The sequence below is a fragment of the Xanthomonas sp. GW genome (assembly GCF_014236815.1).
In the GTDB taxonomy this organism is placed as follows: domain Bacteria; phylum Pseudomonadota; class Gammaproteobacteria; order Xanthomonadales; family Xanthomonadaceae; genus Xanthomonas_A.
On sequence record NZ_CP051189.1, the window covers coordinates 3,349,244 to 3,367,536 of the forward strand.

General features: G+C 66.4%; 13 protein-coding genes and 1 pseudogene. 8 read left to right on the top strand and 6 right to left on the bottom strand.

The genetic code is table 11. The annotated features are described in order from the left end of the window. Nucleotides 1-96 precede the first annotated feature (96 nt). On the top strand, nt 97-603 hold the full coding sequence (gene greB / locus HEP73_RS14340; RefSeq protein WP_185820488.1) for a transcription elongation factor GreB: 507 nt from the start codon (nt 97-99) through the stop codon (nt 601-603). A 45-nt stretch (nt 604-648) separates the two neighbouring features. Here greB and rimO read toward each other — a convergent pair. Continuing rightward, nucleotides 649-908, bottom strand: a pseudogene (rimO, locus tag HEP73_RS14345) (30S ribosomal protein S12 methylthiotransferase RimO); the annotation flags it as partial. A gap of 181 nt (nt 909-1,089) precedes the next feature. Between rimO and HEP73_RS14350 the strand changes: the two are divergent. From HEP73_RS14350 to HEP73_RS14360, 3 genes are read left to right on the top strand one after another with little or no spacing between them, the layout of a single operon-like run. Next, nucleotides 1,090-1,752 carry a dienelactone hydrolase family protein gene (locus HEP73_RS14350; protein WP_185820489.1) on the top strand — a complete coding sequence of 221 codons (663 nt, stop codon included), beginning with the start codon at nt 1,090-1,092 and terminating at the stop codon, nt 1,750-1,752. 9 nt (nt 1,753-1,761) lie between these two features. Next, nucleotides 1,762-2,169, top strand: coding sequence for an HIT domain-containing protein (locus tag HEP73_RS14355; RefSeq protein ID WP_185820490.1), 408 nt, complete (start codon nt 1,762-1,764; stop codon nt 2,167-2,169). Nucleotides 2,170-2,197: 28 nt separating this feature from the next. Then, nucleotides 2,198-2,365, top strand: coding sequence for a LiaI-LiaF-like domain-containing protein (locus HEP73_RS14360; RefSeq protein WP_003467495.1), 168 nt, complete (start codon nt 2,198-2,200; stop codon nt 2,363-2,365). Between the two features lie 97 nt (nt 2,366-2,462). Here the strand turns inward: HEP73_RS14360 and HEP73_RS14365 are convergent, their stop codons facing one another. From HEP73_RS14365 to apbC, 3 genes are all read right to left on the bottom strand, one after another. Next, on the bottom strand, nt 2,463-2,990 hold the full coding sequence (locus HEP73_RS14365; protein WP_185820491.1) for an RDD family protein: 528 nt from the start codon (nt 2,988-2,990) through the stop codon (nt 2,463-2,465). A gap of 34 nt (nt 2,991-3,024) precedes the next feature. Next, nucleotides 3,025-3,597 (bottom strand): dCTP deaminase, encoded by a 573-nt coding sequence (gene dcd, locus HEP73_RS14370; RefSeq protein ID WP_185813311.1) that lies wholly within the window; start codon nt 3,595-3,597, stop codon nt 3,025-3,027. A gap of 128 nt (nt 3,598-3,725) precedes the next feature. Next, on the bottom strand, nt 3,726-4,577 hold the full coding sequence (apbC, locus tag HEP73_RS14375; protein WP_185820492.1) for an iron-sulfur cluster carrier protein ApbC: 852 nt from the start codon (nt 4,575-4,577) through the stop codon (nt 3,726-3,728). A gap of 432 nt (nt 4,578-5,009) precedes the next feature. On the opposite strand from apbC, the gene HEP73_RS14380 reads away from it, so the two are divergent. Together HEP73_RS14380 and HEP73_RS14385 are read left to right on the top strand one after the other, a co-directional pair. After that, entirely contained in the window at nt 5,010-7,046 is a 2,037-nt protein-coding gene (locus HEP73_RS14380) for an alpha/beta hydrolase family protein (protein WP_185820493.1), read from the top strand. 738 nt (nt 7,047-7,784) lie between these two features. After that, a complete protein-coding gene (locus HEP73_RS14385) occupies nt 7,785-10,679 on the top strand; it encodes a TonB-dependent receptor plug domain-containing protein (protein ID WP_185820494.1) in 2,895 nt (964 codons plus the stop codon). A gap of 278 nt (nt 10,680-10,957) precedes the next feature. On the opposite strand, the gene HEP73_RS14390 is transcribed toward HEP73_RS14385, so the two are convergent. Beyond that, entirely contained in the window at nt 10,958-12,550 is a 1,593-nt protein-coding gene (locus tag HEP73_RS14390) for a phytoene desaturase family protein (protein ID WP_185820495.1), read from the bottom strand. Nucleotides 12,551-12,950: 400 nt separating this feature from the next. Here HEP73_RS14390 and HEP73_RS14395 point away from each other — a divergent pair, with 400 nt between their 5' ends. Both HEP73_RS14395 and HEP73_RS14400 read left to right on the top strand, forming a co-directional pair. Then, entirely contained in the window at nt 12,951-15,053 is a 2,103-nt protein-coding gene (locus tag HEP73_RS14395; protein ID WP_185820496.1) for a M13 family metallopeptidase, read from the top strand. Between the two features lie 245 nt (nt 15,054-15,298). After that, the gene (locus HEP73_RS14400) at nt 15,299-17,308 is read left to right on the top strand and encodes a M13 family metallopeptidase (protein ID WP_185820497.1); all 2,010 of its coding nucleotides are present in this window, start codon (nt 15,299-15,301) and stop codon (nt 17,306-17,308) included. Between the two features lie 300 nt (nt 17,309-17,608). Here HEP73_RS14400 and HEP73_RS14405 read toward each other — a convergent pair whose 3' ends face one another. Beyond that, a complete protein-coding gene (locus HEP73_RS14405) occupies nt 17,609-18,265 on the bottom strand; it encodes a rhomboid family intramembrane serine protease (protein ID WP_185813317.1) in 657 nt (218 codons plus the stop codon). Nucleotides 18,266-18,293: the final 28 nt, after the last annotated feature.

Below are 18,293 nucleotides of genomic sequence, written 5' to 3' on the forward strand. Positions count from 1 at the left end.
GGATGATCGCGCCAGCTTCGGCCATCGCCTGCGCGTGCGCAAGGCCGATGCACGCGCTAGCATCGCCACCCCGCTCCACCGCAGTGCCGACCCCCGATGAGCCGCTGGCGTCCTCCCGCCGAGAAAAGCACCGCCCTGATCACCGCCGAAGGCCACGCCCGGCTCAAGGCCGAGTTGGAGGAGCTGTGGCGCGTGCGCCGGCCGGAGGTGGTCAAGGCGCTGGCCGCGGCCGCGGCCGAGGGCGACCGTTCGGAAAATGCCGAGTACACCTACCGCAAGAAACAGCTGGGCGAGATCGACCGCCGCGTGCGCTACCTGAGCAAGCGCCTGGAGGCACTGCGCGTGGTGGACACCGCGCCGTCCGATCCGCAGGCGGTGTTCTTCGGCGCGGTGGTCGAACTGGAGGACGCCGACAGCGGCGAGCTGCTGCGTTACCGCATCGTCGGCCCGGACGAGACCGATGCCGGCCGCGGCTGGATCAGCATCGATTCGCCACTGGCGCGGGCGCTGCTGAAGAAGCGCATCGACGACGAGATCGAGGCGCAACTGCCCGGCGGCCGCCACAGCTTCGTGGTGGTGTCGGTGGACTACGCGGGGCGCTGAGCGACCGGCTGCCGCGCAGGCGCGATCAGCAATGCCGGCCGGGCTTCACAGCACCTGCAGATTCAGCGCCTGCCGCGGTTGCGCCGTGCCCACCGGCAACGCCTCGCGAACAGATCGTGCTCGTCGCTGTCGGTGATTTCCACATCAACCAGATCGCCCGGCTGCAGGCCACGCTCGGCGCCGTTCTGGATGTGCACCAGGCCGTCGATCTCCGGCGCATCGGCCTTCGAGCGTGCCACCGCGATGCCGTCCTCGAGCAGATCGACCAGGCATTGCTGCACGCTGCCGATCCTGGCTTGCAGCCGCGCCGTCCTGGGTCCGAGGGTGCTAAGAGAAAAAACGCGCGGGTTATAACGCGCGGCCGGACCGCGCGGCGGACACCGCAAGCCGCCGCGCATGGCACACCCCATCCCAATCGCGTTGACAGCCGCCTAGCCGCCGGCGTGGATAATCGTCGCTTCTCTCCCCCCGCCACAGGAATGCACCATGGGCCACTGGACTACCCTCGATACCCCGCACGGTCAGGTCTCCGCCTGGCACGCCGTACCGGAAGGCGCCCCGCGCGGCGGCCTGGTGCTGATCCAGGAGATATTCGGCGTCACCGCCTACATCCGCGAGGTCGCCGACTACTACGCGGCGCAGGGCTACGAAGTGCTGGCGCCGGGCTTGTTCGATCCGGTGGAGAAGGACATGCAGCTGAACTACGACCAGGACGGCGTGAACAAGGGCCTGGAACTGGTCGGCGCGCTCGGCTTCGACAAGGCGCTGGACATCGTGCAGGCCGCGGCGCAGGCGCTGGCGCCGGCCGGCAAGGTCGGCACCGTCGGCTATTGCTGGGGCGGCAGCGTCGCACTGCTGGCGGCGGTGCGGTTGGGCCTGCCGTCGGTGAGCTACTACGGCGGGCGCAATACCCAGTTCCTCGACGAAGCCCCGAAGGCGCCGGTGCTGTTCCACTTCGGCGCGCAGGACGGCAGCATTCCGCCGGACTCGGTACAGCAGCACCGCGAGAAACTGCCGCAGATGCAGACCTACGTGTATCCGGCCGGGCATGGTTTCGACCGCCATGTGGATCCGAACCACTACGATGCCGACAGCGCCGAAAGCGCGCGCGAACGCAGCCTCGCGTTCCTCGCCGAACACCTGCGCTGAGCCGCGCCGATGGCCGATTTCGCACTCGATCCGCGACTGGAAGCGGATAGCGCGTTCGTTGCCGACGGCCCGCTGTCGCAGGTGCGGTTGATGGACGACGCGCGCTTTCCGTGGCTGCTGCTGGTGCCGCGCGTCGCCGGCGCCAGCGAGTGGATCGACCTGGACGGCGCCCAGCAGCGCCTGCTGCTGGCCGAGATCAACCAGCTCTCGCAGCTGCTGCGCGGCGAGCCGGGCGTGCACAAACTCAACATCGGCGCCCTGGGCAATATCGTGCGCCAATTGCACGTGCACCTGATCGGGCGCCACGAAGGCGACGCGGCCTGGCCCGGGCCGGTGTGGGGTAGCGGCACGGCGCAGCGGCTGGACGCCGATGTGCTGCAGACCCGTGTTGCGGCGTGGCGGCAACGGCTACGATAGGCGCCCTTTTAGCGGAAGCCGCGTCTCCATGAAATCCAATGTGATCGCCGCCATCGTGCTGATCGTGATCGGCCTGGTGTTCCTGGCCAACAACCTCGGCTGGACCAATCTCAGCCTGGGCCGGCTGATCGCCACCTGGTGGCCGGCGATCCTGGTCGCGGTCGGCGTGGGCATGCTGTTCGGGCGCGGCAAGTAGTAACTGCCGGGATTGGGGAGTCGGGATTGGGGATTCGATCCGGCGACCTCCACCCTTGGCTGCCGGCCGCCGATGCGCGGCGGCCGGCACGTCCGCATCAACGGCGGACGTTGACCACCTGGGTGCCTGCGATCAGGTCGTGCAGGCAACGCTTGTCCTTGCGGAAGATGAACAGCGCATCCACCAGCACGTAGAAGTTGGCTACGATCGGCACCAACGCCAGCAATTGGGTCGGCAGGTAGCGCAGCGCGAGCAACCGCCACAGCGGCGGCGGCTCACCCTCCATATCGACGATGCGGATCCAAAGTAACTTCTTGCCCCAGGTCTGCCCGGTCTTGGCCAGCGGATAGCCCTGCACCACAACGAACGCCACGAACGACAGCATCGCGTTTCCAGCCATGGTCAGCCACGGCACCGGCGCGCCACCACGTGCCGCGTCCATGGCGCTGCCCAAATAGCCGGTGAGCGCGGCCAGCGGCAGGAAGGTCGCCAGCGCGATCACGCCGTCGATCAGCGCCGCGCCGAAGCGCTCGCCGCGACCGGCCAGCACCTCGGCGCCGTCCAGCGCCAGCGGCGCCGACGGCAGCGGCGCTTCGGGCGCCTGGTAGGGATTGGGGTCGTTCATTGCGCGCTCCTTGTGCTGGTGTCGTGGAAGAAACTCAGGTCCTGGGCAGGGTCACGCCGGTCTGGCCCTGGTACTTGCCGCCGCGGTCCTTGTAGCTGGTCTCGCAGACGTCGTCGGCATCGGACTGGAAGAACAGCATCTGCGCCACGCCTTCGTTGGCGTAGATGCGCGCCGGCAGCGGCGTGGTGTTGCTGAATTCCAGGGTGACGTGCCCTTCCCACTCCGGCTCCAGCGGCGTGACGTTGACGATGATGCCGCAGCGCGCGTAAGTGCTCTTGCCCAGGCACACCACCAGCGTGTCGCGCGGGATGCGGAAGAATTCCACCGTGCGCGCCAGGGCGAAGCTGTTGGGCGGGATGATGCATTCGTCGGCCTCGATGTCCACGAAGCTCTTCGGATCGAAGCGCTTGGGGTCGACGATGGTCGAGTTGATGTTGGTGAACACCTTGAACTCGCGCGAGCAGCGCACGTCGTAGCCGTAGCTGGAGGTGCCGTAGCTGACGATGCGCTCGCCGTTGAGCTGCTTCACCTGGCCCGGCTCGTAAGGCGCGATCATGCCGTGCTGCTCGGACATGCGGCGGATCCAGCGGTCGCTCTTGATGCTCATACGTCTTCCTGATGCCTGTGGCGGCAGGCCGGAACCTGCCCGCCGGGAGCGCGGCCGACGCCGGAGCGGGCCGCAGTGACCGGCGATTCTAGCCGGTCGCGGCGCGTTCGCGGCGGCCGTGGCGGCGCTCAGAGCAGCGAGGCGGAAATCGGGATCGACGCGCGCGGCCGCTTGCGCAGTTCCTCGGTCAGGCGCTGCGCGGTGGCCAGATAGGCCAGCGCGGCGGCCGAGTCCGGGTCCGCGGCCACGATCGGGGTGCCGGCGTCGCCCTGCTCGCGGATCGCGATCGCCAACGGCAGCGATCCCAGCAGCGGCACGCCGTACTGCTGCGCCATGCGCTGGCCGCCGCCTTCGCCGAACAGGTGCTCGATATGGCCGCACTGCGTGCAGGTATGCACCGCCATGTTCTCGACGATGCCCAGCACCGGCACCTCGACCTTCTCGAACATCTTCAGCGCCTTCTTCGCATCCAGCGTGGCGATGTCCTGCGGCGTGGTCACGATCACCGCGCCGGCGACCGGAATCTTCTGCGCCAGGGTCAGTTGGATGTCGCCGGTGCCCGGCGGCAGGTCGATCAGCAGGTAGTCCAGGTCGTCCCACAGCGTATCGGTGAACAGCTGGGTCAGCGCCGAGGTGGCCATCGGCCCGCGCCAGATCATCGGCGTGTCCTGGTCCACCAGCAGCCCGATCGACATCGCCTCGATGCCGAACGCGCGCATCGGCTCGATCGACTTGTTGTCGGGGCTGTCCGGGCGCCCGCTCAGGCCGAGCATGGCCGGCACACTGGGGCCATAGACATCGGCATCCAGCACCCCGACCCGCGCGCCCTGGCGCTGCAGCGCCAGCGCCAGGTTCACCGCGGTGGTGGACTTGCCCACCCCGCCCTTGCCGGAACCGATGGCGATGACATTGCGGATCCGCGGCAGCGGCGCGAGATTGGGCTGGACGGCGTGGACGGGAATGCGGGGACGGTCGGTCATGGGGACTCGTGAACAAGGAGGGGCAAGGATGCGTGCAATGCACTGGCCAACGCTTCGGGGAAGGCAGGACCGTGCAAGGAGCACGGAGCGTGTAGGTGGGCACCAGAACTATACAAGGACGCCGCTGACCGCCGGCCACGTAACTCCGCAGCTCCAAAGGCGATGCGCCTCTTCGCCGGCGGTAAAGCGCCATCGAACATATCCTGGGCAGCTTGCTCTGCTGCACAACCACGATCAGGCCTGCGCTCAAGTGGTGGATCCGGACTGCGGCAGCGGCATCAGGCGGCCGCACCCACACACGCGCCGCAACGGCACTTTTTGACAAACCATGGCGCATTAGAGTGCGCGAATACCAAGTTCTGGTATATTCACAGATTGTTCATTTTGCGCCAACACGCAATGGCCCGTACTTCTCACCTTAGAGGATTTTGCATGACAAGGATTCACTCGGCGCGGCCTCTGCGCATCGCCACGGGAGCGGCCATGTTGCTGGCAAGCATCACGGCTCACGCCATACAGCCCATTCCGATCGAGGATCTGGCGCGCCTGCCAGCGCTGCAGTCGGTAACGATGAGCCCGGATGGCAAACACGTCGTGGGGCTCATCCCGTCTCCGCAGAATCCCGACGAAACGGCCCTGGCCACGTGGGATACCTCGGCGTTGTCCAAGGGCCCGACCGTCGCCACGCCATCCGGCGACAAGATGAAGTTCATCTCCGCCTATGCGCTCAAAGCAGACAAGATCCTGACCGTAGCGCGCCAGGAATGGACCGGGCGTCTTGGCGGCTGCGGAGAAGGAAACTCTACCGGTTCGACGCGGACGTTCGTTTCCAAGACCTATTTGACCGGCGACGATCAGAAAGACTTCAAGGAAGCTTTCGCGGACAACGCACGCAAGATCGGCATCAGCGCCGATACGCAGCTGTGCCTGGAGCTGAGCGGTACTGCGTCGCTCGTGGACATGCTCCCGCTGGATCCGGACAGGGTGGTCATCCAGCAGCTGAGCGAGGTCAGCCTTTCGTCCAGCTATTACCTCTACAACCTAAAGACCGGGCAGACCGAACTGATCTTCCGCGGCGACTCGCGTGCGGTCCCGTCACTGTTCGACCATCGCACCGGCAAGGTTCTGGCCAAGCAGCAGCTCGAAGGCGCAGGCGGCGATTTCGAACAGCAGGTCCTGCTGCTCGACCCGAAATCCGGCCAGTTCGATGTCCATGCGCCGCTGACCACCAAGATCTCCGCGCGCAATGTGGTGGATGTCGCAGGCATCGACGACGCGACCGGAAAGTACTACGTGCTGACCGATCAATTCTCCGACAAGACTCAGGTGCGCCTGTACGACCCGGTACAGCGCAAATACGATCCGGATCCGGTGGTAGCCGATCAGAATTTCTCCATTGCCGGACTGATCTTCGGCACGCAACCGAGCAACTTCAACAAGGTCGTGGGCTTCACCGTGGACGGCCCCTATCGTCAGTCCGTGTATGTGGACCCGACCCTGAAGTCCATCCAGGACGGCCTGAAAAAAGCCTTCCCGGGACAGAACATCTCGCTCGGGACGTACACGGACGATTTCTCCAAGGTGTTTTTCACCGTACAGAGTGCCGACCAGCCGCCGAGCTATCACCTGCTCATCGATAAAAAGACCGTCACGCCGTTGGGAAGCTCCAGGCCGTGGATCGGCAAGGGCGGCCTAGCCGTGGAAGAACGCTGGATCACCTACACCGCACGCGATGGACGCAAGATCCCGGCCATCCTGGACCTTCCCGCCGGCTGGAAACAGGGCGACCCGCCTGGCCCGGCGATCATCAATCCGCATGGCGGCCCGTGGGCGCGCGACTACATGGGCTGGGACGTGTCCGGCTGGGTGTCGCTCCTAACCTCGCGCGGCTACGCGGTCCTGCGACCGCAATACCGCGGAACCCAGGGTCTCGGACGCGACCTGTGGGTCGCCGGCGACCGCGAATGGGGCCAAAAGATGTCCGACGACAACGACGACGGCGCCGCATGGCTGGTGTCGGAAGGCTATGCGTCCAAGGACCGCGTGGCGATCTTCGGCTATTCCTATGGGGGATTCGCCGCAGCTGCGGCCACCGTGCGCAAGCCGTCGCCCTACCAGTGCGCCATCGCAGGTGCGCCGGTCACCAACCTGGGCAAGCTCAGCACCTCCTGGAGCGACAACCGCCTGCAACGCATCCTGCAAGGAAAGACCTTGAAGGGCATGGATCCGATGCAGAACACCGCCAACGCCACGATTCCGGTGCTGCTATTCGTCGGCGACAGAGACGTGCGTACTCCCTCCTTCCACGCCAAGGACTTCTACGAGGCGGTGAAGGACGTTGTTCCAGCCAAGTTCGTCATGATCCCCAACCAGCCGCACAGCCTGCCCTGGTATCCAAGTCAGCAGCGGCAGACGCTGGGCCTGATCGAGGGCTTCCTGAAGAACGACTGCGGCCCTGGCGGCCTTTGATCCGCAGGCGTTCGACGTCTTCGGGAAACCACGCAACCAGCCTGGCCGAACGGAACGTTGAAGGTTTTGGCAACACCTCCCGGCGCATGCCATGCATGCGCCGGGAGCGCACCCGCTTCGCACCGAACCGGTACCAGCACTGCCAATCTGGCCCACTGCCGCCGACGACGCGACCGGCACTCGGCGCCCGTCGCCTGTGAAGTCGCCCTCCAGCCTCGCCAGCGGCAATTGCGCGCGCATCCGCCCTGCCGCTGGCGCACAGCAAACGACGGGCAAGGCGTGTCACGTTCACTGCGCGATGCAGCCAAGCACGTCTGCGACGCTACAACCCCGTCTCGCGTAGTGGATCATGACGTCGCAGCCTACAAGGGCGCTTGCCGAAGCGAACCGATCCGGTGATCGATCGCCTCGCAAGCGTGACCAACCCGACCGAAACCGGCGACCGGATCACGGCTGCAAAGCATTGCCGCGGCGCCACATAGGCGGCAGCGGACCGCATGCCTGGCACGCCAGTTCGTGGGTGGCAGCCGACACCACAACGGACGGCGTCACAAACCATTGAAAAACAAGCCCTTAAAGAAATTTTGCAATTCGCACATACAGCAGCGATGTCGCGCCGGCATGACACAAAATTTGTTGTTCAGCAGATGTTGCATAGACGACACATCGGCAGTACATTCACTTAACCAGGTTGTAACAACTGTTTCACTTCTATTGAATTCGGGGAGTACAAAGGGAATGACCAAGTCCACGACCTACGGGCTACGGCGCCTGCCGCTGGCGATCGCCGTGATCGCTGCTCTGCAAGCCGCACCCGCTTTTGCGCAAGACAGTCTGACCAGCGGCAACGCTCAGTCCGACGAACACGCAAAGGCCGCCTCCAAATCCGAGGCGAGCAAGACCAAGGATCTAGAAGGCGTTTCGGTGACTGGCTCGCTGCTCAAGCGCCCCGAATACGAAACCGCCTCTCCGGTTCAAGTGATCTCCATCGACAAGAGCATGGCCGCCGGCAAGTTCGATGTCGCCGACTTCCTGCAGACCTCGGCGGCGGCTGCCAGTTCCACCCAGATCAACAATCAATTCGGCGGATTCGTCGTCGAAGGCGGTACCGGCGTGCAGACCGTTTCGCTGCGCGGCCTCGGCGCCAACCGCACGCTGATCCTGCTCGACGGGCAGCGTCCCGGTCCGGCCGGTACGCGCGGCCAGGTTGGGTCGTTCGACCTGAACGTCATCCCCAAGGTGATCCTGCAACGCATCGAGATCGTCAAGGACGGCTCCTCGTCGATTTACGGATCCGATGCGATCGCCGGCGCGGTCAATCTGATCACGCGCAAGAGCATCGACAAGCCGATCATGGATTACACCATGAGCGTGCCGCAGCACGGCGGTGGCGAACAGTTCTCCGCCTCGTTCGCTGCCGGCAAGGACTTCAGCAACGGCAGCATCGTCGGCGCCGTCCAATGGGACCGATTGAATGCCCTCACTTACGGCGACCGCGACTTCCTGAGCTGCGCCCAGGACCGGATTTGGGGCACGGACGGCAAGCGCATCGACCGCGAGGATCGCTCGATCCTCGCCGGCACCAAGCTGGGCGGGTGTTCGACTGGAAACCTATACGCGAACACCATCATCAACTATTTCAACGCGGCCATCCGCTATGTACCGTCGCCGGACGGCAGCACCGTAGGTCCGTTTCCCGGTTACAGGCCGCGTGCGCGCCCCTCCAGAACCTACGCAAACTCGCCGCAGGCCTACTATGAAGATGTGGTGAACTTCCCGTTCTACGATACGGCGCAAGTCATCAACCAACGCGAGCGCGTCAGCCTGTACGGGTCGAGCGACTTCGGGTTCGACAGCTTCAACTGGAAGACGCAATGGTTGTACAACCGTCGCGAGACCACCACGCACGGTTATCGGCAGTACTTCCCGGTGGTCGCCAATGAGACCGACGGGGATTTCTACCAGCCGATCATGCCGTACCGCGACGACCAGAAGATCACCGTCGACTACTTCTACGGCAGCACCAAGTTCGATGGGGCCTTCAAGGGAACCGATAGCTGGAGCTGGGACATCAACGCCAGCTACTCGCGTTCGGACGGCGACTATACGCACAACGACATCCAGACCTCCCGCACGGGCGATCTGTCGCTTGTCGACGGCGATGCACCGGTGAATTACTTCGATCCGGGCTACCTCAGCGGCGAGCGCATGAGTGAGCTGGAGAATGCAATCGGGGTCAATACCAAGGGCAATACCACCTACGACCAGGCGATCGTCAATGCCGTCGTCACCGGCAATCTGTTCGCGCTTCCTGCGGGCGATGTCGGCGCCGCGTTCGGTGTCGAGTACCGTCATACCAAGATCGACGACGAGCCCGATGCGCTGACCAAGTCGGGCGATATCTGGGGTTACAGTTCGGCGCAGGCGACCAAGGGCACGGACAATGTCCGCGAAGCCTTCATGGAATTCGACATCCCGCTGCTCAAGAACAAGCCGGGCATCGAATCGCTCTCGGTCAACCTGTCCGGCCGCGCGTTCAAGTACAACTCCGTCGCTGATTCGGACCAGGTGTGGAAGACTGGCCTGAACTGGCAGATCATCCCGTCTCTTCGCGTACGCGGCAGCATCGGCACCTCGTATCGCGCGCCGGGCCTGTACGAACTGTATCTGGGCGACCAGACCGGCTACCAATCTCAGACCACGATCGATCCTTGCATCCTGTGGGGTGACAGCAGCAACACCTTCATTCAGCAGAACTGCGCGGCTGCCGGCATCCCCTCGGACTACGCGGGCGGCGGCGGATCGGCGACGGTCTACGGCAGTGGTGGCAAGGGCACGCTGAAGCCGGAAACCTCCAAGGCCAAGACGCTTGGCGTGGTGTGGACGCCGGAATTCGCCAACCTGAGCATTGCAGTCGATTACTTCGACTACAACATCCGCGGCGAAATCGCGCAGCTCAACGAGTTCGACATCATCAACGGCTGCTACGGGTCGGCGGTGTATCCGAATGCATTCTGCGACCAGTTCGTCCGCAACAGCCCGACCGATCCGGCCTCGCCGAACACCATCACCACCATCTACAACAAGTACATCAACATCAACCGCGAACGCACCCGCGGCTACGACTTGCAGATGAACTACGACAACGACTTCTCCTTCGGCAAGCTGTCGCTGGAGGCGCAGGTTACGTACACGATGGAAGACGTGCTCCAGCTGTTCGACAGCGCGGCGGCGAGCGGCCTAAACACCAGCGACCAAGTCGGCTACATCGGCCGCCCGAAGACGGTGGGCCTGTTGTCTGCAGACCTGAAGCGTGGCGACTGGACCTTCAGCTACGAGGCCAGCTACGTCAGCACCACCCGTAATCGCGATCTGGATCCGACCTTCACCTACCAGGGGTATCAGGACGCGACGCGCGACATCAAGGCCGGCTGGCAGGTCCTGCACAATGCGTCCGTTGCCTATGAACAGGGCGACTGGGGCATCATGGTCGGCGTGCGCAACTTGTTCGACAAGGCACCGGACCTGATCTCCACCGGCGCCGGGACGCGCTACGGCAATACCCCGCTGTACGCGTCGCAGTACGACTGGTACGGGCGCACGGCTTTTGCCCGAGTCCAGTACAAGTTCTAAGCAGTCGTTCGTCAGCAATCGAAGGGGCGGCCATTGGCCGCCCCTTTTTTCGTTTGGAACGGTCGTGCCTGAGAACCCCGCTGCAGATCTGGCGCGACATGCCCCTGCCGACCTGCGCACCATGCCGAAGCCGAACACCGGCCAGCGCGCGCATGTGCCGCCGACAGGTGCCAGCTGTCTGCTGTCATGACGTTTCCCCGCTGTGGCGGCCCTATCCGCGGTTTACCCACGGCACGCGCGCTTATCGACCGGTCGCCAGCCTGGCTCTTCGGACGGCTTCACCGCCCCAGCAGCGCCATCGCCGCATTGTGCCCGGGCGCGCCGGTCACGCCGCCGCCCGGGTGGGTGCCGGCGCCGCACAGGTACAGGCCGGGAATCGCGCCGCGGTAGTTGGCCTGGCCGAGCATCGGGCGGGCGCTGAACAACTGGTTGAGGCTCAGCGCGCCATGGAAGATGTCGCCGCCGATCAGGCCGAACGTGCGCTCCAGGTCCAGCGGGGTCAGCGCCTGCCGGCCCAGCACCGAGTCCGCGAAACCCGGCGCGTAGCGCTCGACGGTGGCAATCATCAGCTCGGCGACTTCGTCGCGGTGCGCGTCCCAGCTGCGCCCGTCCGGCAACTGCGGCGCCACGTGCTGGCAGAACAGGCTGGCCACGTGCTGGCCGGGCGGCGCAAGCGAATCGTCCAGGGTGCTGGGGATCAGCAGTTCGACGATGGGGTCGCGCGACCAGCCGTGGTCGCGCGCATCGCGGTAAGCGCGGTCCATGTAATCCAGGCTCGGCGCCAGGATGATGCCAGCGGTGAGATGGTCGCCCTGCCCGGGCAACGCGCGGAACTGCGGCAGCCGCGACAGCGCCACGTTCATCCGGAACGTGCCCGAGCCGCAGCGCCACTGCGCCATGCGCTCGCGGGTGGCGGCCGGGACGTGCGCCGGGTCGAGCAGGCGCTCGTACAGCAGCTTGGGATTGACGTTGGCGACGACCCGGCGCGCATGCAGGCGTTCGCCGTGGTCGGTGACCACACCGACCGCGCGCCCGTCCTCGACCAGGATCTCGCGTACGCCGGCGTCGGTGTGGATCTGCGCGCCGGCCGCGAGCGCCGCCTTGGCCATCGCCTGGGTGATCGCGCCCATGACGCCGAGCGCATGGCCCCAGGCGCCCTTGACCCCGTTGCTCTCGCCGAACACGTGGTGCAGCAGCACGTAGGCCGAGCCCGGCGTGTAGGGGCTGGCGTAGTTGCCGACGATGCCGTCGAAACCGAACAGCGCCTTGACCGGATCGCTCTCGAACCAGCGCTCCAGGTACTCGGCGACGGAGATGGTGAACAGGTCCAGCAGCTCCTGGCGCAGGCCGGAATCGAGCGCATGCAGGCGGCGGCCGAGGCGGCCGGCGCGCAGCAGCTCCGGCAGCGCCTGCACCCAGCCGCCATCGGTGACGTTCGGCGGCGGCTGCAGCGCCAGCGCGCGCAGCACGTCGGCGATGCGTTCCAACCGCGCTTCGTAGGCCGGCAGGCGTTCGGCGTCGCGCCGCGAGAACTTCGCCACCTGCGCCTGGGTGATGCCGGCGCCGGCCAGCAGGTAGCGGTCGTCGGGCAGCGGCACGAAGTTGTTGCAGCGGCGCGGCACGATGCGCAGCCCGTGCGCGGCCAGGTCCAGATCGGCGATCACCTTCGGCTGCAGCAGCGACACCGTGTAGGACGCCACCGAATTGCGGAAGCCCGGGTGGAATTCCTCGGTGACCGCAGCGCCGCCGACCACGCCGCGCCGCTCCAGCACCGTGACCTTCCAGCCGGCGCGCGCGAGGTAAGCGGCGCAGACCAGACCGTTGTGGCCGGCGCCGACGATCAGGGCATCGCAGGACGGTTCGCGCTTCATCGTGTAGATAGTATGCGAGTCCCTCGCAAGAGCCCGCACATCCCTGCAGCGGCAAATCATAAAGCCCCTCTCCCCCGGGAGAGGGGTTGGGGTGAGGGTACGGCGCGAAGCGTCTCGTGAATTTGGGAGCACGAGGCTTCGCCCCGACACTCATCCGCCGCTGCGCGGCACCTTCCTCCGAAAAGGGGCCATGGTCCTGGTGGGAAAAGGGGTGCGCTGGCCTGCGCGCGCGGCGCAGCGGCGGCCAGTCGGCCGCGTCGCGGCTGACCGCAGCAACCGGCCCATGACCTTCGACACCCCTGAAACCCCGGGCAGCGGCGTACAGTCTCGCCACGGCCCCTCGGGCCATTCCGTATCCACGCTGGCTTGGAGCCTCCTAGTGACCTTTCGCAATCCCCAGATGCTGTTGTTGACCCTGGCCGTGAGCGCCGCCCTGAGCGGCTGCAACAAGCCCGACGCGGCGGCGCCCGCCGCCGACACCGCCAAGACCGAGGCCGCCGCGCCGGCGCCTGCCGCCGCTCCGGCCGAGCTGAAGCTCGACGCCAGCAAGCTGCCGGCCTACAACGCGTTCAGCGCCAACGACCTGGACCCGACCAAGGAGGCCTGCAGCGACTTCGCCGGCTACGTCAACGGCAAGTGGCTGGCCGCCAACGAAATCCCCAAGGACCGCAGCAGTTGGGGCGCGTTCTCGATCCTGGACGAGCGCTCGGTCGCCGTGCAGCACCAGCTGGCCGAGCAGGCCGCCGCCGCGGCCAACGCGCAGGGCGTGGACAAGATCGTCGGCGATTTCTGGTCCTCGGGCATGGACGAAGCCAAGGTCAATGCGCAGGGCATCGAGCCGCTGAAGGCCGACCTGGCCGCGATCGACGGCCTCAAGGACGGCCCGGCGGTGGCCGAGTACCTGCGCCAGAGCGCGGCCAAGGGCGAGAACGGCCTGTTCGGTTTCGGCGCCGAGGCCGACTTCAAGAACTCCTCGATGAACATGGCCTACGCGATGCAGGGCGGCCTGGGCCTGCCCGACCGCGGCTACTACTTCGATGCCGACAAGAAGGACAAGCTCAACGCCTACCAGGCGCACGTGGCCAAGGTGCTGGAGCTGTCCGGGGTGCCGGCCGCCGATGCGGCCAAGCAGGCCAAGGACGTGGTGGCGCTGGAAACGCGCCTGGCCAAGGTCTCCAAGTCCAGCGAGGAAATGTCGCGCGATGCCGAGCTGTCCTACAACCCTGTGACCCCGGCCGAGGCCGACAAGCTGGCCCCGAACTTCCCGTGGACCAAGTTCTTCGAATCGCAGGGCGTGGCGGTGCCGGAGAAGTTCTCGCTGGCGATCCCGGCGTTCCACGAGGAAGTGAGCAAGGCGCTGGGCGACACCGACCCGTCGGTGTGGCGCGCCTACCTGCGCTTCCACACCGTGGACAGCGCCGCGCCGTACCTGAGCGACGCGTTCGCGCAGGAGAGCTTCGCGTTCTACGGCAAGGAGCTCAACGGCCAGGCCGAGATGAAGCCGCGCTGGAAGCGCGTGCTCGGCAGCATCGAGGACGGCGCCGGCGAGGCGATGGGCCAGATGTACGTCAAGGTCGCCTTCTCCGCCGACGCCAAGGCAAAGATGCAGCAGTTGGTGGACAACCTGCGCCAGGCGCTGAAGGCGCGCATCGAGAACGTCACCTGGATGAGCCCGGAGACCAAGGCCAAGGCGATCGCCAAGTGGGAGACCTTCACCCCGAAGATCGGCTACCCGGACAAGTGGCGCGACTACAGCGGCCTGAGCACCCAGCGCGACAGCTACCTGGACAACGTGCGCGCCGCCACCGCATTCAACTACAAGTACAACCTGAGCAAGATCGGCAAGCCGGTGGACAAGACCGAATGGGGCATGACCCCGCAGACGGTCAACGCCTACTACAACCCGCTGCAGAACGAGATCGTGTTCCCGGCCGCGATCCTGCAGCCGCCGTTCTTCGATCCCACTGCCGACGACGCGTTCAACTACGGCGGCATCGGCGCGGTGATCGGCCACGAGATGACCCACGGCTACGACGACCAAGGCGCGCGCTTCGGGCCGACCGGCAACTTCGAGAACTGGTGGACGCCGGCCGACGCCAAGAACTTCGCCAGGCTCACCGGCAAACTGGTCAAGCAGTTCGACGAGTACAAGGTGGACGGCAAGCCGGTCAACGGCAAGCTGACCCTGGGCGAGAACATCGCCGACCTGGGCGGCCTGTCCACCGCCTACGACGCGATGAAGAAGGCCACCGAGGGCAAGGACGATCCGAAGGTCGGCGGCATGACCCGCGACCAGAACTTCTTCCTCAACTGGGCCACGGTGTGGCGCACCAAGTACACCCCGCAGAACGCGGCGGTGCGCCTGACCACCGATCCGCACGCGCCGGCGCAGTTCCGCGCGATGGGCGCGCCGTCGAACCTGCCGGCCTTCGCCGCCGCGTTCCAGTGCAAGGCCGGATCGCCGATGGTGCGCGCCGGCGACAGGCAGGTCGTGATCTGGTAAACGCGTCAGCTCCTCCGCAACGCGAAAAGGCCCGGCATGTCCGGGCCTTTTCTTTGCGCGCTACGCGCGCCGGGCCGCGGGCGCATCGCGCGGGCGACGCCGCGGCGACACCCCCACGCCCGCCTGGCGCATGCCCGCGCATCCATCTGAACAGGTTGGGGAAAGCCGCGCCATGCCATGGACACAGCTGCGGGCCGCAGCTTGTTAAACTCCGCCGACTTTAATCCTGACCGGATTCGCTCCCGATGCTCAATGCCCGTCCGCTTGCCCTCGCTGTCGCCCTCGGCCTGATCGCCCTGGCGTCCACCGCCGATGCCGCGCCCAAGAAGAAGCGCGCCGCCGCCAAGGCGCCCGTCGTCAGCGCCGCCTGCACCGATTTCTACGATTACGCCAACGCCGACTGGCTGAAGAACAACCCGCTGCCGCAGACCGGCGCGGTCACCGCATTGGGCCAGCTGTCCGCGCGCGCGCAGCAACAGCAGCGCGACCTGCTCGATGCGTCGATGCAGTCGCCGCAGAATTCGGTGCAGAAGGCGCTGGGCGATTTCTGGGCCAGCGGCCTGGACGAAGCGGCGGTGGAGAAGGACGGATCCAACCCGATCGCGCCGCTGCTGAGCCGCATCGACGCGATCAAGAAAGCCAAGGAAGTCCCGGCCTCGATCGCCGCGCTGCACCAGGTCGGCATCCCGGTGGCGTTCAACTTCGGTGCCGACGTCGACCTGAAGGCGCTGGACCGCCACATCGGCTACTTCATGCAGGGCGGCATGGGCCTGCCGGACCCGGCCTTCTACACCCGCACCGACGCCGACACCGTCGCGCTGATGGGACGCTACCGCGCCTACGTCAAGCAGATCCTGACCCTGACCGGCACCCCGGCAGCCAAGCTCGAGGCCGACACCCAGTCGGTGCTGCAGATCGAGACCGCCCTGGCGCGCAGCGCCAAGTCGCTGGCCGGCATCAACAACCCGTTCAACAACTACGCGCCGATCTCCACCAAGGAGTTGAACAAGCAGTACCGCAACCTGCAGCTGGACGCGTTCCTGAAGGCGCAGGGCGTCAACGACGACCTGGTGTCGATGGCCGACCCGGAAATGTTCAAGCAACTCGACGGCATGATCGTCAGCATCAAGCCCGATCAATGGAAGGCCTACCTGCGCTGGCGCGTCGGCGACGCGATGGCGCCGTACCTGTCCAAGAGCTTCCGCGACGCCAGCTTCGAGTTCCGCGGCCGCGTGCTGGAAGGCCAGACCCTGCCGCCGCAGCGCTGGTCGCAGGTGCTGGACGCGATCAACGTCGCCGCCGGCCCGATGCTGGGCCGCGAGTACGTCGGCCGCTATCTCAACGCCGACACCCGCCGCCAGGCCGAGAGCATCGCCGACCAGGTGCGCGACACCGAGATCGCCGCGCTCAAGCGCAACACCTGGCTGAGCGAGTCGGCGCGCGCCGAAGCGCAGGCCAAGCTGGCCGCGCTGAAGATCGAAGTCGGCGCGCCGCGCCGCGACCTGGACTACAGCGTGCAGCCGATGGGCCGCGGCAGCTTCGGCGGCAACATGCTGATCGCCTCCACCTGGCGCCACCGCGAGGAAATGAAGCGCATCGGCAAGGGCAACGCCGACCGCCGCTGGGACGTGCTGCCGCAGCAGCCGGCGCTGACCTACGACCTCGCCCAGAACCGCCTGATCGTCACCGCCGCGCTGCTGCAGCCGCCGGTGTTCGTCGCCGGCGGCGATGCCGCCGCGCTGTACGGCGGCTACGGCGCGCTGGTCGCGCACGAACTGATCGGCGCGATCGACAGCAAGGGCAGCCAGGTCGACGCCAAGGGCGAACTGCGCAGCTGGTGGACCCCGGAAGACAAGAGCGCGTGGACTGCACTGAGCGCGCGCGCCGCGGCGCAGTACGGCGCCTACGACTTCCCCGGCGTGAAGGGTGCCAAGGTCAACGGCCAGCTGACCCAGGAACAGGACCTGACCGACATCGGCAGCGTCGAACTGGCCTGGCAGGCGTATGCCGCCGCCCAGCCCGCCGCCGGCGACGCCGGCAAGCAGGCGTTCTACAAGGCCTGGGCCGGTCTGTGGGCGCAGCAGCTGTCGCCGAACGAAGCGGTGCAGCGCGTCACCGCCGACGTGCACGCGCCGGGCCGCTGGCGCGCCAACGGCCCGCTGGCCAACCTGCCCTCCTTCGCCGCCGCCTTCACCTGCAAGGCCGGCCAGCCGATGGTGCGCAGCGACGCCGAGCAGATCCGCGTCTGGCCGTAACCGCAGTTCGCCAGGCAGTGCATGCACGACGGCGCGGGCAACCGCGCCGTCGTGCGTTGTGGCGATGGCGATCGGCAAACTCCGCCAGCCTCGCGGCGCCTGACAACGGCCATCGGCGCGACGAAGCCTCCGCGCTGCGCAATCAGCCGATGGCGCGGCGAAGGCACCATCACCTGCGACGATGCGTCTCGAAGGACCACCCGCTGCGCTCGAACGCACGCTAGCTCAGTTGCGGCGCGCGAATGCACAGGTCTTCGAAAGGCGCTGAGCGCGCATCGCAGACATCACTGCCGATATCCCTCAGCGCACGATCCGCGGCCGCGGCGGTTTGCGCTTGCCGAACGGCGGCTGGCCGCGCCAGTAGCGGATCAGCAGCCAGCCGAACAGCATGCCGCCCAGGTGCGCGAAGTGCGCCACGCCAGGCTGCCAGCCGGTGAAGCCCATCACCAGCTCCAGCGCGCCGAACACGATCACGAAGGTGCGCGCCTTCATCGGGATCGGCGGGAACAGCAGCATCACCCGCTGGTTCGGGAACAGCATGCCGAACGCCAGCAACAGGCCGAACACGCCGCCGGAAGCGCCCAGAATCGGGTACGGCTCGCCGCCGTTGCTGACCGTCCACCAGCCCACCAGCAGCTGGCACAGGCCGGCGCCGGCCACGCACACCAGGTAGTAGGTCAGGAAGCGCTTGTTGCCCCAGGTCTGCTCCAACGGACCGCCGAACATGTACAGCGCCAGCATGTTGAACAACAGGTGCGAGAAGCCACCATGCAGGAAGCCATAGGTCAGCAGCTGCCAGATCTGGAAATTCTGTCCCGGCGAAAACGCGTCGAAAGCGCCGATCGGCCACAGCATGAAAGGCGCGAAGGTGTCGTCGCCCAGCAGTTGCTGCAGCAGGAACACCGCCACATTGCCGATCAGCAGGGCTTGGGTAACAGGCGGAAGTCTGGGAAACATGGTCGTGTCCGTGGCAACTGCCGACCAT

Bases quoted from the DNA above. Each gene is read 5' to 3' on its own strand.
- HEP73_RS14385 (WP_185820494.1), top strand. From the start codon at position 7,785: ATGACCAAGTCCACGACCTACGGGCTACGGCGCCTGCCGCTGGCGATC.
- HEP73_RS14405 (WP_185813317.1), bottom strand. From the start codon at position 18,265: ATGTTTCCCAGACTTCCGCCTGTTACCCAAGCCCTGCTGATCGGCAAT.
- HEP73_RS14395 (WP_185820496.1), top strand. From the start codon at position 12,951: ATGCTGTTGTTGACCCTGGCCGTGAGCGCCGCCCTGAGCGGCTGCAAC.
- HEP73_RS14390 (WP_185820495.1), bottom strand. From the start codon at position 12,550: ATGAAGCGCGAACCGTCCTGCGATGCCCTGATCGTCGGCGCCGGCCAC.
- apbC (WP_185820492.1), bottom strand. From the start codon at position 4,577: ATGACCGACCGTCCCCGCATTCCCGTCCACGCCGTCCAGCCCAATCTC.
- dcd (WP_185813311.1), bottom strand. From the start codon at position 3,597: ATGAGCATCAAGAGCGACCGCTGGATCCGCCGCATGTCCGAGCAGCAC.
- HEP73_RS14350 (WP_185820489.1), top strand. From the start codon at position 1,090: ATGGGCCACTGGACTACCCTCGATACCCCGCACGGTCAGGTCTCCGCC.
- HEP73_RS14355 (WP_185820490.1), top strand. From the start codon at position 1,762: ATGGCCGATTTCGCACTCGATCCGCGACTGGAAGCGGATAGCGCGTTC.
- HEP73_RS14360 (WP_003467495.1), top strand. From the start codon at position 2,198: ATGAAATCCAATGTGATCGCCGCCATCGTGCTGATCGTGATCGGCCTG.
- HEP73_RS14365 (WP_185820491.1), bottom strand. From the start codon at position 2,990: ATGAACGACCCCAATCCCTACCAGGCGCCCGAAGCGCCGCTGCCGTCG.
- HEP73_RS14380 (WP_185820493.1), top strand. From the start codon at position 5,010: ATGACAAGGATTCACTCGGCGCGGCCTCTGCGCATCGCCACGGGAGCG.
- HEP73_RS14400 (WP_185820497.1), top strand. From the start codon at position 15,299: ATGCTCAATGCCCGTCCGCTTGCCCTCGCTGTCGCCCTCGGCCTGATC.
- greB (WP_185820488.1), top strand. From the start codon at position 97: ATGAGCCGCTGGCGTCCTCCCGCCGAGAAAAGCACCGCCCTGATCACC.